This is a genomic window from Desulfovibrio fairfieldensis (genome assembly GCF_001553605.1).
GTDB classification, from domain to species: domain Bacteria; phylum Desulfobacterota; class Desulfovibrionia; order Desulfovibrionales; family Desulfovibrionaceae; genus Desulfovibrio; species Desulfovibrio fairfieldensis.
The window spans coordinates 391844-408227 of record NZ_CP014229.1 but is presented as its reverse complement, the minus strand read 5'-3'; the positions used below and the strand labels follow the sequence as shown (position 1 = coordinate 408227).

14 protein-coding genes are annotated in these 16384 nt (G+C 61.5%); all 14 read left to right on the top strand.

Annotated elements, in window-relative coordinates; translation table 11 throughout:
• Positions 1-266 precede the first annotated feature (266 nt).
• The 14 genes from AXF13_RS01730 (at position 267) to AXF13_RS17360 (ending at position 16253) form a co-directional block, all read left to right on the top strand.
• The gene (locus tag AXF13_RS01730; protein ID WP_062251413.1) at positions 267-1211 is read left to right on the top strand and encodes an ACP S-malonyltransferase; all 945 of its coding nucleotides are present in this window, start codon (positions 267-269) and stop codon (positions 1209-1211) included.
• 24 nt (positions 1212-1235) lie between these two features.
• Positions 1236-2891 (top strand): arginine--tRNA ligase, encoded by a 1656-nt coding sequence (argS, locus tag AXF13_RS01725; protein WP_062251412.1) that lies wholly within the window; start codon positions 1236-1238, stop codon positions 2889-2891.
• A gap of 39 nt (positions 2892-2930) precedes the next feature.
• Positions 2931-3791: an SPOR domain-containing protein gene (locus AXF13_RS01720; protein WP_062251411.1), complete on the top strand. Its 861-nt coding sequence runs from the start codon at positions 2931-2933 to the stop codon at positions 3789-3791.
• Between the two features lie 8 nt (positions 3792-3799).
• The gene (locus tag AXF13_RS01715) at positions 3800-4603 is read left to right on the top strand and encodes an MlaE family ABC transporter permease (RefSeq protein ID WP_008685327.1); all 804 of its coding nucleotides are present in this window, start codon (positions 3800-3802) and stop codon (positions 4601-4603) included.
• An 8-nt stretch (positions 4604-4611) separates the two neighbouring features.
• Entirely contained in the window at positions 4612-5427 is an 816-nt protein-coding gene (locus tag AXF13_RS01710) for an ABC transporter ATP-binding protein (protein WP_062251410.1), read from the top strand.
• A 174-nt stretch (positions 5428-5601) separates the two neighbouring features.
• On the top strand, positions 5602-6051 hold the full coding sequence (mlaD, locus tag AXF13_RS01705; RefSeq protein WP_062251409.1) for an outer membrane lipid asymmetry maintenance protein MlaD: 450 nt from the start codon (positions 5602-5604) through the stop codon (positions 6049-6051).
• A gap of 1 nt (position 6052) precedes the next feature.
• A complete protein-coding gene (locus AXF13_RS01700) occupies positions 6053-6709 on the top strand; it encodes a Tgt2/MlaC family protein (protein ID WP_062251408.1) in 657 nt (218 codons plus the stop codon).
• Positions 6699-7571: an MlaA family lipoprotein gene (locus AXF13_RS01695; RefSeq protein ID WP_223299954.1), complete on the top strand. Its 873-nt coding sequence runs from the start codon at positions 6699-6701 to the stop codon at positions 7569-7571. The genes AXF13_RS01700 and AXF13_RS01695 overlap by 11 nt, the downstream gene beginning before the upstream one ends.
• Positions 7572-7641: 70 nt before the next feature.
• Positions 7642-8655 (top strand): ABC transporter ATP-binding protein, encoded by a 1014-nt coding sequence (locus AXF13_RS01690; RefSeq protein WP_062251407.1) that lies wholly within the window; start codon positions 7642-7644, stop codon positions 8653-8655.
• Positions 8656-9024: 369 nt separating this feature from the next.
• Positions 9025-10764: a HAMP domain-containing methyl-accepting chemotaxis protein gene (locus AXF13_RS01680; RefSeq protein WP_062251405.1), complete on the top strand. Its 1740-nt coding sequence runs from the start codon at positions 9025-9027 to the stop codon at positions 10762-10764.
• Positions 10765-11126: 362 nt separating this feature from the next.
• Positions 11127-11285 (top strand): hypothetical protein, encoded by a 159-nt coding sequence (locus AXF13_RS16375; protein ID WP_190276366.1) that lies wholly within the window; start codon positions 11127-11129, stop codon positions 11283-11285.
• Positions 11286-11409: 124 nt separating this feature from the next.
• Positions 11410-13149 carry a methyl-accepting chemotaxis protein gene (locus AXF13_RS01675; RefSeq protein WP_062251404.1) on the top strand — a complete coding sequence of 580 codons (1740 nt, stop codon included), beginning with the start codon at positions 11410-11412 and terminating at the stop codon, positions 13147-13149.
• 781 nt (positions 13150-13930) lie between these two features.
• On the top strand, positions 13931-15670 hold the full coding sequence (locus AXF13_RS01670) for a HAMP domain-containing methyl-accepting chemotaxis protein (protein ID WP_062254661.1): 1740 nt from the start codon (positions 13931-13933) through the stop codon (positions 15668-15670).
• Positions 15671-16130: 460 nt separating this feature from the next.
• Entirely contained in the window at positions 16131-16253 is a 123-nt protein-coding gene (locus AXF13_RS17360) for a hypothetical protein (RefSeq protein ID WP_257721765.1), read from the top strand.
• The last annotated feature ends 131 nt before the right edge of the window (positions 16254-16384 follow it).

The window sequence follows — 16384 nt, the reverse complement described above, 5'->3', positions numbered from 1 at the left end:
TCCGGCGGATGCGCCGGGCTTTCAGTCATATCCCCGGCAAGCGGGACTTGCAAGCCCCGCCCCGATAACGTAAAAAAAGCAATTCGGCAGCCCGATGCGCATCCCGCTTCACGGGTTTTGCGCCGCCCGCGACGGCGGAGCCGCCGGGCGGAGAGGCGCAAAAACCAGCGGTTGACGGCGCGGCCAAGCGCGGCCCGCTCCTGGTTTTCAGTCGTGTTGACGCCGGCACTATTTGAGTTCACACGCCTTTTGGAGAGAACGCACTTATGACGCAACCTGTTCTGCTTTTTCCCGGCCAGGGCTCGCAGGAGTCCGGCATGGGCCGCGACCTGGCCGAGGCCTCGACCGAAGCCATGAACCTCTGGAAGCAGGCCGAGCGCATCAGCGGCCTGCCCCTGCGCGAAATTTACTGGGAGGGCGACGAGGCCGCCATGAGCGACACCCGCGCCCTGCAACCGGCCCTGACCGTGGTCAACTGCAATCTCTGGCGGGAAGCGGCCGGGCGCGTCAGCCCCTGTGGGGCCGCCGGACACAGCCTGGGCGAGTTCAGCGCCCTGGCGGCGGCGGGCGTGCTCTCGCCGGAAAACGTGCTGGAAATCACGGCCCTGCGCGGCCGCTTGATGGCCGAGGCCGACCCGGAGGGCAAGGGAGGCATGGCCGCCCTGCTCAAGCTGGATGAGCCGCGCGTGGCGGAAATCGTGGCCGAGGCCGCCGCCGAAAGCGGCGAAATGCTGCTCACCGCCAATTACAACACTCCGGCCCAGCTGGTTGTCAGCGGCGCCAAGTCCGCCGTGGCCCTGGCCTGCCAAAAGGCCAAGGAGCGCAAGGGGCGCGGCATTGAACTCAAGGTCAGCGGCGCGTTCCACAGCCCCATGATGGAAGAGGCCAATAAAGAGCTGGCCCCCCTGCTGCGCAAGGCCGTCTGGCGGAAGCCGCGTTTTCCGGTTTACTGCAATCAGCACGGCAAAGCCGTGCACGACGGCGAAAGCGCCAGGGAAAGCCTGCTGCGGCAGATGGTTTCGCCCGTGCGCTGGATTGAAACCGTCCGCAACCAATACGCGAACGGCGCGCGCTTCTGGCTGGAGCTGGGCCCCAAGGCCGTACTGGGCAAGATGGTCGCCCCCTGCCTGAACGGCATCGCCGTCGGGAGCGACGCGTTGCGCGTGGAACTGGTCAGCACTCTGGAAAGCCTCACGGCATTCAGCCTGTAATATTTTTAAGGATACGGAAAAGATATGCGCGCCACCGACACCCTGCGCACGGCCCTCGCGGCCATTCTGGAAGAAGAAGGACTGGCCTGGCCGGTCAAAACCGTGATTGAGCCCCCGCGCGATCCCAAACACGGGGATCTCTCCACCAACGCGGCCATGCTGCTGGCCAAGGAAGCCAAGTGCAATCCCCGCGAACTGGCCCAGAAGTTCGCGGCGCGGCTGCTGGAGCGCTGTCCGGACCTGGAAAAGGCCGAGGCCGCCGGACCGGGCTTCTGCAACGTGACCTTCAGCCAGGCGTTCTGGCGGCGCACGGTGCTGGATGTGGAGGCTGCGGGCAAAGCCTACGGCGCGAGCGGCACGGGCGCGGGCCGCAAGGTGCTGCTGGAATACGTCTCGGCCAATCCCACCGGACCCCTGCATGTGGGACACGGCCGGGGCGCGGCCGTGGGCGACAGCCTGGCCCGGCTGCTGCGCAAGGCCGGATATGCCGTGGATACGGAATATTACATCAACGACGCGGGCCGCCAGATGCGCCTGCTGGGCCTTTCGGTCTGGCTGCGCGTGCTGGAGCTGGCCGGGCGTCCGGTGGACTGGCCCGAGGATTACTACCGGGGCGAGTACATCATCGACATCGCGCGCGAGATGCTGGCGGACGATCCCCATCTGCCGGACCTGCCCGAAGCCGAGGGTCAGGAGTGCTGTTACCAGCGGGCCATGAACGAAATTCTGACGGGCATCAAGGCGGATCTCAACGAATTCCGGGTGGAGCACCAGCGCTGGTTTTCGGAAAAAACCCTGGTGGAGCGCGGCGCTGTGGACGCGGCCTTTACCGCCCTGGGCCGGTCCGGGTACACTTATGAGAAGGAAAACGCCTTCTGGTTCGCCACGGAACAGTTGGGCGACGACAAGGACCGCGTGCTGAAAAAGTCCGACGGCAGCCTGACCTATTTCGCCACGGACATCGCCTACCACCATGACAAATTCGAACGCGGCTACGACTGGCTCATCGACATCTGGGGCGCGGACCACCACGGCTACGTGCCGCGCATGCGCGCGGCCATTACGGCCATGGGCAGGCCGCGCGACAGTTTCGACGTGGTCCTGATCCAGCTGGTCAATCTGCTGCGGGACGGCAAGCCCGTGAGCATGTCCACCCGCGCGGGCACCTTTGAAACCCTGGCCGACGTGCTGCGCGAAGTGGGCGCGGACGCGGCGCGTTTCATGTTCCTCTCGCGCAAGAGCGACAGCCCCCTGGATTTTGATCTGGAGCTGGCCAAGCAGCGCAGCCTGGACAACCCGGTCTATTACGTGCAGTACGCCCACGCCCGCATCTGCGCCGTGCTGCGCCGCGCCGGAGAGCGCGGCGTCGGCCTGCCGGAAACCGTCACGGAAGAGATGCTGGCCGGCCTGGACACGCCCGAAGACATGGCCCTGCTGCGCAAGGCCGCCGCGTTCCAGGATATGCTGGCCGCAGCGGCCCGGGCCCTGGCCGTCCACCACGTGAGCCACTATCTGACCGAGCTGGCGGGCCTGCTGCACAGCTACTACGCCAGGCATCAGGTGCTGCTCGCCGACGATCAGCCGCGCACCCTGGCCCGTCTGGCCCTGTTGCGCGCCGTGGCCCAGGTGCTGCGCAACGGCCTGGACGTGCTGGGCGTCAGCGCGCCGGAGGCCATGTAATGAATGCCGTCCAAATCGTGTTGCATATCAGGTAAAAGCATGCCCCAGCCCCTACGTAAAAGTTTTCAGAAAAGCGCCGCTTCCGGCGGCAAGCCCCGCCGCTTTACCTTCAGTCTGTCCGGTGTGGCCGTTGCCGCGCTGGGTCTGGTGCTGGTAGCCGCCGTGGGCTGGGCCTTTTTCATGGGTTTCATGGTCGGACGCGGCCAGAATCCGGAAAAAAGCGTGGAGCAGATGACCGGCATGCTCCGGGATGAGCAGGCGCAACCCGCCGCGCCCGCGCCGCAAACAGCCCCGGCCGCCCCAGGCGCGCAGAGCGCGCCGACGGCTCAGCCGGAGCGGGCGGAACAGCCGGAACAGGCGGGGAGCGCGGCCGAAGTCCCGGCTTCCCCGGCCGACGCGGCGCACGCGACGCAGGCCCAACAATCTCCCCAGGCCGCCCCGCAGGCCGCCCCGCAGGAGGGGTCAGCCTTTCCGTTCAGCCGCCCGCAGGGCGCGGGTCTGGCCGCCTGGGGCATCAGCCCGGCCACGCCCGCGCCGGGAGCGGCCGCCGCGCCGTCCTCGCCCCCTCAGGGCCAGCGGGCTGACCCGCGCCAGGCCCAGCGCGCACCGGCGGCGCAACCCAAGGCAGCGCAGGCCGAACCCCTGTTCGACTACAGTTTTCAGGTGGCCGCGTTCAAGGACAAGGCCGACGCGGACAAGCTGCGCGCCCGCCTGGAAAGCAAAGGCCTGCGCAGCCGCCAGCAGAAGAGCGGCAAGGTGCTGCTGGTGCTGGTCAATCTGCGCGGCACGGAGCTGGATGCCGCCAATCTGCGCGAGGAGCTGCAACGTATGAAACTGGGCAAGCCCATTCTGGCTTCCAAAAAAGCGGTTTCCGGCAAGAGCCGGAAGACCGGACGCTGAGGCGGACCGTGGACGGGCACAGCGCCAAGCCGGGCTTTTTGCGTCTTCTGGGCCGTCCCTGCCTGCGCGGCATTGACGCCGTGGGCGGCATGACCCTGTTCATGCTGGCCGGGCTGGGCCAGATCTTCACCAGCGCCAGGATTTTTCCGCGCAGCCTGCAACAGATCTATGTGATCGGCTACAAATCGCTGTTCGTGATTCTGCTGATCGGCATCTTCTGCGGCATGGTGCTGGGCCTGCAAGGCTACTACACCCTGATCCAGTTCGGATCGGTGGGCATGCTGGGCTCGGCCGTGTCCCTGACCCTGATCCGCGAGCTGGGGCCGGTGCTCACGGCCATCATGCTCACCGGGCGGGCGGGATCGTCCATGGCCGCCGAAATCGGGGTCATGCGCATCACGGACCAGATCGACGCCCTGGACGTCATGGACATCAACTCCCTGGGCTATCTGGTCAGCCCGCGCCTGGTGGCCGCGCTGATTTCCTTTCCCCTGCTCACGGCCATTTTCGACGTCATCGGCATTCTCGGCGGCTATCTCACCGGCGTGCTCATGCTGGGCATCAACGAGGGCGCCTATTTTTACCGCATCGCCAGTTCCGTGACCATGACCGACATATCCGGCGGCTTTGTCAAAGCCCTTGTTTTCGGCCTGCTGGTCACCACTGTCTGCTGCCACCAGGGCTACTACACCCACCGCCGCCGCGACAGCGTCGGCCCCGAGGCCGTGGGCAACGCCACCACCTCGGCGGTGGTCATTTCCTGCGTGCTGATCCTGGCCGCGGACTATGTGCTGACATCATTCTTATTGTAGGCGGAAATATGCAGGCTTGGGACATTGAATTTCGCGACCTGAGCGTGGGCTACGGCGAGCATGTGGTGCTGCGCGACATCAACGCCGCGCTGCCCGCAGGCAAGGTTTCCGTCATTCTGGGCGGCTCGGGCGGCGGCAAATCCACCCTGCTGCGGCATATCATCGGCCTTTCGCGGCCGCTGTCCGGCAGCGTGTATCTGGGCGGCCGGGATCTTTTCGCCCTGAACCGCGCGGAATTCCGCCGCGTGCGCCGCCAGATGGGCGTGCTGTTCCAGGACGGCGCGCTGCTGGGCGCGCTCTCCCTGGCCCAGAACGTGGCCCTGCCCCTGAGCGAGCATCTGCGCCTGCCCAGGCCCCTGATCCGCGAGGCGGCCCTGCGCGTGCTGCGCATGGTGGGCCTGGAGGACTTCGCCGACTTTTACCCCAACCAGCTTTCCGGCGGCATGCGCAAGCGCGCGGGTCTGGCCAGGGCCATCATCGCCGAGCCGCGCATTCTGCTCTGCGACGAACCCACGTCCGGCCTGGACCCGATCACCGCCGCCCGCATGGACGAACTGCTGCGCTCCATGCACGAGCAGTACGCCGAAATGACCCTGGTGGTGGTCAGCCACGACCTGGCGAGCCTGCGCGCCATTGCCGACTACGTGCTGGTGCTGCGGGACGGCGGCGCGGTATTCGCGGGCAGCCTGGCCGAACTGGAGGCCAGTCCGGACCCCTATCTGCGGCAATTCCTCAGCCGCGAGGCCGGGGACCAGCGCCTGACCCTGCACCAACCGGCTGATCCCGTGGTGCGGGCGGCCCTGGACAAATGGCTGGCGTCATGACGGCCCCTTCGCCCCCACCCCGCGGAAGACGCGGCTGTCGCGGCATTGAAAGGCGCTGAACCACGGATCTGATTGAACCGCCCGGCGTCCTGCGGGCTTGAAACTTTGCCGCCGGGCAGATATACTAAAAAATGTCATGTTCTGTTATGCCGCAGTCTGGAGTCTGAAAAACGCATGAACAGCGTCCGTGAAACCGCCGTGGGCATCTTTGTGCTGCTGGGCCTGATCTGTGTGGCCTACCTGGCCATCAAACTGGGCCGCATGGAATTCTTCGCCAACCAGGGCTTCGAGCTTTCCGCCCGCTTTGATTCCGCCTCGGGCCTGCGGGTGGGCGCGGATGTGGAGCTGGCGGGCGTGCCCGTGGGCCGGGTGGTGGCCATCAGCCTTGACCCCGATCCCCTGCGCACCCAGGCAGTGGTCCATCTGCGCCTGGACAAAAACCTGCATCTTTCCGACGACAGCATCGCTTCCATTAAAACCAGCGGCCTGATCGGCGACAAATACGTCAGCCTCTCGCGGGGCGGCTCAGAAAAAACGATCCCGCCCGGCGGCACCATCACGGAGACGGAATCTCCGGTGGATCTGGAAACGCTGATCGGCAAATACGCCTTCGGAGGTGTGTAATATGCCCCGTATACCCGCGTTTTCACGCGTTCTTGTTCTGTTCTGCGGCCTGGCTCTGGGCTTGGCCGCGTTCTCCGTCGCGGTCCAGGCCGCGCCCGCGCCCTCCTCGCCTGCCCGCCAGGCGCTGGAAACAGCCACCAATCGCATTCTCGCCAGCATCAAGAATCCCGACTACGTCAATCCGGCAACACGCGGCCCCCTGCGCCAGCAGATTGAGGACGAGGTGCTGCATATCTTCGATTTCGGAGAATTTTCCTCCCGCACGGTGGGCGCGCGCTGGCGCTCTTTCACGCCCCAGCAGCAAAAGCAGTTCAGCGACGCCTTCGCGGATCTGCTGATCAGCACCTATGTGAACAAGATCGACGGCTACAACGGCGAGCAGGTCGTCTATGTGGGCGAGCTCTCCTCGGCTTCGGGCGACCGCACGGAAGTGCGCACCGTCATCACCATGAAGGACGGCAAAAAAGTGCCCGTGGCCTATCGCATGCTGCCCAAGGACGGCGGCTGGCGCGTCTATGACGTGCTGATCGAAAATATCAGCCTGGTAAAGAATTACCGCACCCAGTTTCAGGACATTCTGAACAGCGCGAGTCCGGACCAGCTTATTGAGCGGGTGCGGGCCAAAGCGCGGGAAGTACGCCAGCAACATGCCCAATAACACGTCCGTATTCCGCTTTGGCGGCCTGCCCTTTCCGGCGGGCCGCCGCATCGGCCCGGCCCTCTGTTTCCTCCTGCTTCTGGCCTGGTCTTGTCCTTGGGCCGTTTCGGCCGCTCCGGCGGACCCGCCCCGCGCGCCCTCAACGGTTTACGCCAACAGCCCGTCCCTGGCGCCGGGGGCCATTACCGTGCATCCCTACGGCCAGATGCAGCAGTCCGACAGCCTGGACGACTACGATACGGCCCCGGTGGACAGCATCTCGGACCCCCTGGAACCCTGGAACCGCTTCTGGTTCCGCTTCAACGACATTTTTTATCTCCACGTCGCCAGACCCGCGTATGACGCCTGGGTCTTCATAACCCCCCACCAGCTCCGCAGCGGCCTGAAGAACTTTTTTTCCAACGTGATGTTCCCCATGCGTTTCGTGAACAATATCCTTCAGTTCCGTTTTCTGGAAGCCGGGGTGGAGTTCGGGCGCTTTTTCATCAACACCACATCCAGCCTGGGTTTCGCGGACGTGGCCAAGGGCAAGAAAACCATTGTGCCCGTGGACCCCTCGGGCGAGGACTTCGGCCAGACCCTCGGGCGCTGGGGTATCGGCCACGGCTTTTACGTGGTCTGGCCTTTTATCGGTCCCAGTTCCGCGCGCGACACCGTGGGCCGGGCGGGCGACCTGTTCACGGATCCCTTTTTCTACGTTTACCCTTGGGAACTGGCCACGAGTTCGGAACTTTCCCTGCGTTTCAACGCGCTGGGCGACGTGTTGCCGCTGTATGAGGATCTGAACAACGCCGCCGTGGATCCTTATATCGCCATGCGTGAAGCGTATATCAACTTCCGCAATTCCCAGGTCAAACACTGAACGTCGGTATTTGCCCGTTCATTGGCGGCGTCAAATTTCGCGGCGCGTCCCGGTTACATAAAAGATACTCATGGCGACACCCTCCAGAAATTTTTTCAGCGCCCCTCCTGACGCCGCTCCCCTGCTCCGGCTGGAAGACCTTTCCGTGCACTTCCCCTTTGAGGGACGTCTGCTGCCCGCCGTGCGCGACGTGCATCTTGAGCTGCCCCCGGCGGCCATCACCTGCCTGGTGGGCGAATCCGGCTGCGGCAAAAGCCTCACGGCCCGCGCCGTGTTGCGCCTCACGCCGGAAACCGCCGTGCTCGGCGGCCGGGCGCTGCTGCGCGGCGAAGACCTGCTCAGCCTGCCGGAAAAGGAGCTGCGCGGCATCCGGGGCCGCCGCGTGGGCATGATCTTCCAGGAGCCCATGACCTCGCTCAATCCCGTTCTGCGCGTGGGCGAACAGGTGGCCGAGCCCCTGCGCCTGCACCTGGGCATGGGCCGGGCCGAAGCCCGCCGCGAGGCGGAACGCCTCTTCGCGGACGTGGGCATTCCCTCGCCGCACAGCCGCTATGACGACTACCCCCACCAGCTTTCCGGCGGCATGCGCCAGCGGGTGATGATCGCCATGGCTCTGGCCTGCCGCCCCGAACTGCTGCTGGCCGACGAACCCACCACCGCCCTGGACGCCACCATCCAGGGCCAGATCCTGCGCCTGATCCTGGACCAGAGCCGGGAACGCGGCATGGCTGTGCTGCTGATCACCCACGATCTGGGCGTGGTGGCCGAAGTGGCTGACGTGGTGGGCGTCATGTACGCCGGGCGTCTGGTGGAACGCGCCCCGGCGCGCGAGCTTTTCGCCGATCCCCGCCACCCCTACACCAGGGGACTGATGCATTCCGCGCCCAGCCGCCGCTCCATGGGTCTCAGCCGTCTGCCCACCATTCCGGGCAGCGTGCCCTCGCTCCAGAACATGCCGCCGGGCTGCCCTTTTCAACCCCGCTGCCCCGAGGCCATGCCCCGTTGCACCGAAGCCATGCCCCCGTCATTCGTGCGGGGCGAGCATGCCGTGGCCTGCTGGCTGGCTGAATCCTCCGCGCCATAGAGCATTTTGCTTTTGAGACGCTTGCTTCGGCGCTCCACAACGAAAAGAAACTCCATCCGCGCCTGCGTGACGAACAGGACGGCATAGCCCCCCCGCCAGGGCAAATTCAAGCTGAAATCACTCTGAACGTCCTTTTTTTGCCGCCACGCATAAAACATAGGCGGGAAAAACCGATAAGAAAAAACAATAGATGCAGTTCCGGCTGTTACCCGGATGCCAGGGCAGCCGGCAGCCGTTTTCCGCGCTCCAGGCCTTGGGGGATCTGGAGGCCGCTGTCTCGGCGTGCGTCATCCTTTCGGCGACCTTCGTGCGGGGTTACAGCATTACTCATGCCTATCAACCACGCCTCACTGTAGAATGGGGGAAACAATGAAGCTGTCCACAAAAATCTGCGTCAGTATGGGACTTTTAACGCTCCTCATGGCCATTCTCACAAGCTATCTGCTGATCCAGATGGCGGCGATCAACGGCGCATCCACGGAAATTGCCGATCAGAAAATGCCCATCGTCGATCTTGCCGGGAGGCTGAACGCCGAGGTCACCCAGTATCGCGTCATAGAAATGCGCCACATCTATGCCACGGACCCCAAGGCCATGGCCGAAGATGACAAGGAGCTCGACCAGCAGCGCGCAAAGATCTCCGACATCGTGGGCAATCTGGACAAGCGCATCTACGTGCCCAATGTCCGCGAAATTTTTGACCGTCTGGTCAAGGCGCGGGATGCCTACCACAGCATTTCAGAGCGCATTCTGGCCCTCTCCCGCAATATGGAGACGGAAAAGGCCATATCCATCATCCTCGGCGATTCGCGCCACGCCTACCAGGCCTTGAGCGACGCGCTTGTGGAGCTGTCGGACTCCGCCATGAAAAATTCCGTGGCCGTCAGCCACGAGGGCGACGCCATGTACGAGCGCAGCCGGATGATCGGCATCGGCATGACCCTTGCCGCCATTTTCATCGCCGTGCTGCTGACAGTGCTGACCGTGCGCAACACCATCCGCCAGCTCGGCAAGGACCCCGGTGAGCTGAATGCCATTGCCCGCCGTGTGGTGGACGGCGACTACAATATTGACGACGGCGGTAAAAAAATGGGCGTCTACGGCAATATCGTGGAAATGGTCGGCGCCCTGAAAAACCACATTGAAAACGCGCAACGCGAATCGGAAAACGCCAGGGAGCAGTCCCGCAAAGCCCAGGAGGCCATGAGCCAGGCCGAGGCCGCGAGCAAGGAGGCTCAGTCTAAGACCGAAGCCATGCTGGCAGCCGCCGACAAACTGGAAGCCGTGGGCAATGTGGTCTCCTCCGCCTCCACCCAGTTGTCCGCCCAGATCGAGCAGTCCGACCGGGGCGCGGCCGAATCCGCCCAGCGCCTGTCCGAGGCGGCCACGGCCATGAACGAGATGAACGCCACGGTCCAGGAAGTGGCCAAAAACGCCGGTTCCGCCTCCGCCGCCTCCGCCGAAACCAAGCAAAAGGCCGAAGCCGGAGCCCAGGTGGTGGAAAAAGCCGTGCACAGCATTGACCAGGTCCACCAGATGTCCCTGGTCCTCAAGGAAGACATGGTCCAGCTCAACGAGCATGCCCAGGACATCACCCGGATCATGGGCGTCATCTCGGATATCGCGGACCAGACCAACCTGCTGGCCCTGAACGCGGCCATTGAGGCCGCCCGCGCGGGCGAGGCCGGGCGCGGCTTCGCCGTGGTGGCCGACGAAGTGCGCAAACTGGCCGAAAAGACCATGGCCTCCACCAATGACGTGGGCAACGCCATCAAGTCCATTCAGGAAAGCACGGCCAAGAGCATGACCGGCGTGGACAACGCCGTGGAACGTATCGGCGAGGCCACGGAACTGGCCAACCAGTCCGGCGCGGCCCTGGAGGAAATCGTGGCCACCGTGGAGGCCACCGGCGACCAGGTCAATGCCATTGCCACGGCCAGCGAGGAGCAGTCCGCCGCCAGCGAGGAGATCAACCAGTCCATCGTCCAGGTCAACGACATGTCCCGCCAGACCGCCGAGGCCATGGCAGAGGCCGCCAAAGCCGTGTCCGACCTGGCCGCCCAGGCCCAGGGGCTCACCACCCTGATTCAGGAGTTGAAACAGGCATAAACGCAATGTTGCGGGCGCGGCTTGGAGCGTGCGCCTGGCTATCCACGACAGGCCGGACGTCCCCGACGTCCGGCCTGTTGCTTTATTCCCGGCGACGCAACCTCTCCCCCACTGCTCATGGCCATTTTCAGCAAAAATAACGTAGCGTTATGCCGATATTCACCGTATCAAACCGGTCACGTGCTGATCAAAATCATTGCAAAAAGAAAATATATGTATAATCGCTAAAGAAATATTTCTTACGTCCGATTATGTAAAGTGGCACGTATTATGTAGAGCGATCAGGATCGAGCGTTGCTTCATGCGGCTTCCCGCTGCTTATGAAGGAGAAACCAGTTTTACATCCGCATCCCGGAGTCCCCATGAACATGCCTGCCGCCCGCGCCGCCGATGTTTGGCCGTGTGCCGAGAGAGAGAGAGAGAGAGAGAGAGAGAGAGAGAGAGAGAGAGAGAGAGAGAGAGAGAGAGAGAGAGAGTCTGAACCGCTGAGCGAAGCGGATCTTTTTTCGTATATTTTTTAAAGGGTTGCATTCCTTCTGAGATGAGGAATGCAACCCTTTTTGTATTTACGGATACAGGCGCGTTCAACCGGACGTATCGGATCAGCGGCGGCGCCCGCACATACTTCAAGAGAGGAGATTCGGCATGAAACTGTCTACGAAAATTTCGTTCAGCATGGGGGCATTGACCGTACTGATCGCCATTCTGGCGGTCTATCTGCTGGTGCAGATGAAGAGCGTCAACGAGATGTCCACCACCCTGGCGGGGCGGAATATTCCGGTCATTGATCTGGCTGGCAAGCTGAACAATGACGTATCGGAATACCGCATCGCGGAAACCCGTTATGTTCTCAATCCGGACCCGGCCTACAGGGAGCGGAATGAAAAAGCGATGGCGGACTGGAAGGAGAAAATTGGTTCCTATCTCTCCGAACTGACCAATCGCGTAAAAGTGGCAGCCGTCAAAAAAGCTCTGGCAGAGGTCAACGCGGCGCAAAAAACCTTTTTTGACATTTCCGAGAATCTGCTGGACTTTTCCCGGCGGAATGAACTGGAAAAGGCGAAAGCCCTTATGCTCGGCAATTCGGAGACAGTTTACCGCGAGTTGAGCGACAAGCTCACAGCCCTTTCCGCCGCAGCCAAGAACAACGCCCAAGCCATGAGCGCCCAAGGCGACGCCATGTACGACAACAGCAATATGATCGGCACCGCCCTGGCCGTGCTGGCCATTCTCATCGCCGTGCTGCTCACCGTGCTGATCGTGCGCAATACCGTGCATCAGTTGGGCAAGGACCCCGGCGAACTGAACGCCATTGCCCACCGTGTGGTGGACGGCGACTATAACATCGACGACGGCGGCAAAAAGATGGGGGTGTACGGGGCCATTGTGGAAATGGTCAACGCCCTGAAAACCCATATTGAGAACGCCCGGCGCGAGTCGGAAAACGCCAGGGAACAATCAGCCAAGGCCCGGGAAGCCATGCAGCAGGCCGAGGCCGCGAGCAGGGAAGCACAAAGCAAGACCGAGGCCATGCTGGTGGCCGCCGACAAACTGGAACAGGTGGGCGGCGTGGTTTCCTCCGCTTCCACTGAACTTTCCGCCCAGATCGAGCAGTCCGACCGGGGCGCGGCCGAATCCGCCCAGCGCCTCTCAGAAGCGGCCACGGCCATGAACGAAATGAACGCCACGGTCCAGGAAGTGGCCAAGAACGCCGGTTCGGCCTCCACGGCCTCCGCCGATACCAAGGAAAAGGCCGAGGCGGGCGCGCAGGTGGTGGCAAAGGCCGTGCACAGCATTGAGCAGGTCCACCAGATGTCCCTGGAGCTCAAGGACGACATGACCCAGCTCAACGAGCACGCCCAGGACATCACCCGGATCATGGGCGTCATCTCGGATATCGCGGACCAGACCAACCTCCTGGCCCTCAACGCCGCCATTGAGGCCGCCCGCGCGGGCGAAGCCGGGCGCGGCTTCGCCGTGGTGGCCGACGAGGTGCGCAAACTGGCCGAAAAGACCATGGCCTCCACCAATGACGTGGGCAACGCCATCAAGGCCATCCAGGAAAGCACGGCCAAGAGCATGACCGGCGTGGACAATGCCGTGGAGCGCATCGGCGAGGCCAATGAGCTGGCCAGCCGGTCAGGTCAGGCATTGGAAGAAATCGTGGCCACTGTGGAAGTCACGGCCGACCAGGTCAACGCCATTGCCACGGCCAGCGAGGAGCAGTCCGCCGCCAGCGAGGAGATCAACCAGTCCATCGTCCAGGTCAACGACATGTCCCGCCAGACCGCCGAAGCCATGGCAGAGGCCGCCAAGGCCGTGTCCGACCTGGCCGCCCAGGCCCAGGGGCTCACCGCCTTGATCCAGGAGCTGAAAGAGGCGTAAGCGTGGGATTGCGACCGGGGAGGCATGCCCCTGGCGCGCGCAAACTTCTTTGACGGCGATCATATATCAAACGCGCCCCGTCATGAGGACGGGGCGCGTTTTTATTTTATTTTGGTGTTTATCAGTATTTACAGTAAATAATGTACTACTATACTATTATTAGTAATATAAATATTATTATTTTATATAACATATATAATTTTTCAATTAAGCATATCCTAATAAAATTATACCGTGATTATCTGTCTCAATAAATATTTATGATAAATTCTTGTATTCTGCATAAAGATATGTTCATTTATCCCGATATATAGATAATACATGGCCCACTCTCCCCCGCACGCCGGATTCAGGCATCTGTGGAGAACCTGAAAGGCAATTTTGTGATTTTTCAACCAATCATATTCTGGCCGGGCAACTGAGCGGCGGCATGCGCCGTTTTTCGATGTGAAGGGGGCTGCCATGAGTCAAACGCCTGCCGCGGGGAGAGTTCCATGTCCACAAAGCCAATGCCGGAAGTCTTCGCCATTGGCTTTGTGAGGAACCGCATCGGCAATTTGCAAACGCAAAAGGAGAGAGGAGATGAAGCTGTCCAGTAAAATTTGAGCCTGGGGGTGCTGACAATACTGGCGGGAAACCCAGGCCCCGGCCCGATTCACGCTCCACTCTCAGCAACTGCATCTTGCATGGCGCTCGCGGCATGCTGTTGTTCGGCGGCATACCGTTTCTTCTTCACATTTTGAATTATTGCAATGGAAAAACATAGATTTTGGGGGAACTCGTGACACTGCGGACCAAACTCACTCTTGCCACCGGCTTTCTGCTGGTCATGCTTTGCGGGCTGGGCGTCTTCAGCCTGACACAGATGAGCCGCATCAATGATGTGGCCGTGGAAATCATTGATGGGTGGTTTCCGTCCACCCGCTATGCCATGCGCCTCGACACCCTGGTATCAGACTTCCGCATCGCGGAAATCCGGCACATTTATGCCACGGAACAGGACGTGATGGCCGGGTATGAAAAACAGATGAATGAGCTGCTTACGGCAATCAAGGATGCCGAGACGAAATACGCCGCCCTGCTCGACACTGACGCGGAGCGGGGACTCTGGGAAAAATTCGAGGGAGAATGGAAAGAGTACATGGAGATGCATGCACGGATTCAGAGGCTCTCCCGGGACGAGCAGACCGAAAAAGCCATAGGCATACTCAACACCACCTCCAAAGAGCTGTACCATAAAACCTCCGAGAGCCTCGGGGCCATCGTGGATTTCAACGTGGAAGGCAGCAAAAAGACCAGCGACTCCGGCGACAAGGTCTTCAACGACTCCCGGAGCATGGTCATCGGCATGCTCATTGTGGTGCTGCTTATCAGCGTTGTGCTGATGGCCTTCATCATCCGCAACACCCTGCGCCAGCTCGGCAAGGATCCCGGCGAACTGAACGCCATCGCCCACCGCGTGGTGGACGGCGACTATAACATCGACGACGGCGGCAAGAAGATGGGCGTTTACGGGGCCATTGTGGAAATGGTCAACGCCTTGAAGCGGAATATTGAAAACGCTCAACGTGAATCTGGAAACGCCAAAGAGCAGTCCCGCAAAGCCCAAGAGGCCATGGAACAGGCCGAAGCGGCGAGCAGGGAAGCGCAAAGCAAGACCGAGGCCATGCTGACGGCCGCCGACAAGCTGGAACAGGTGGGCGGCGTGGTCTCCTCCGCCTCCACCCAGCTTTCCGCCCAGATCGAGCAATCCGACCGGGGCGCGGTCGAGTCCGCCCAGCGCCTGTCCGAGGCGGCCACGGCCATGAACGAAATGAACGCCACGGTCCAGGAAGTGGCCAGGAATGCGGGTTCCGCCTCCACAGCCTCCGCCGAGACCAAGCAGAAGGCCGAAGCTGGAGCCGAAGTGGTGGCAAAGGCCGTGCACAGCATTGAGCAGGTCCATCAGATGTCTCTGGAACTCAAAGGGGATATGGCCCAGCTCAACGAGCACGCCCAGGACATCACCCGGATCATGAATGTGATTTCGGACATCGCGGACCAGACCAACCTCCTGGCTCTGAACGCGGCCATCGAGGCCGCCCGCGCGGGCGAGGCCGGGCGCGGTTTCGCCGTGGTGGCCGACGAAGTGCGCAAACTGGCTGAAAAGACCATGGCCTCCACCCAGGATGTGGGCAACGCCATCAAGGCCATTCAGGAAAGCACGGCCAAGAGCATGACCGGCGTGGACAACGCCGTGGAGCGCATCGGCGAAGCCAATGAACTGGCCAGCCGGTCCGGCGCGGCCCTAGAGGAAATCGTGGCCACCGTGGAAGCCACCGGCGACCAGGTCAATGCCATTGCCACGGCCAGCGAGGAACAGTCCGCCGCTTCCGAAGAAATCAACCAGTCCATCGTCCAGGTCAACGACATGTCCCGGCAGACCGCCGAGGCCATGGGCGAGGCGGCCAAGGCCGTGTCCGAACTGGCCGCACAGGCCCAAACGCTCACGGAGCTGATCCGGGAGCTGAAACAGGCGTAAGTGTGGGATTGCGGCCGGGAGGCATGCCCCTAGCGCGCGCAAACTTCTTTGACGGTGATCATATATCAGACGCGCCCCGGTATTAAGACGGGGCGCGTCCTTTTTTGGGACATTTATCGCTATTTAACGTAAAACAGCATATCTTATTCTAATTTTAATAAAATAAACCTTATTATTTCATGTATCGTATACAACTCGAAATCATGCATAATATAATAACAATATATAGTAATTATTTATCTCCATAAACATTTATGATAAATCATGAATTCCCCCTAAAGACATCTTCTTTTATCACGATACATGTATTATATACATGATTCATTTTCTCCTGCACGCCGGATTCAAATGCCGATAGAGAAGCTGAGAGGATATTTTGTGAACTCTCAACAAACCATGCTTTGGCCTGGGCAACTGAGCGGCGGGACATGCCTTTTTTTCGTATGAAGGAATGTTGTTCATGAGGCACACCAACGGACGCCCCCTGCTCTTGAACTGCTCGGCACTGTTCCATGCAGAGAGAGAGAGAGAGAGAGAGAGAGAGAGAGAGAGAGAGAGAGAGAGAGAGAGACTGAACCGCTGAGCGAAGCGGATCTTTTTTCGTATATTTTTTTAAAGGATTGCATTCCTTCTGAGATGAGGAATGCAACCCTTTTTGTATTTACGGGTACAGGGGCGTCCAATCGGACGTAGCGGATCAGCGGCGGGGCCCGC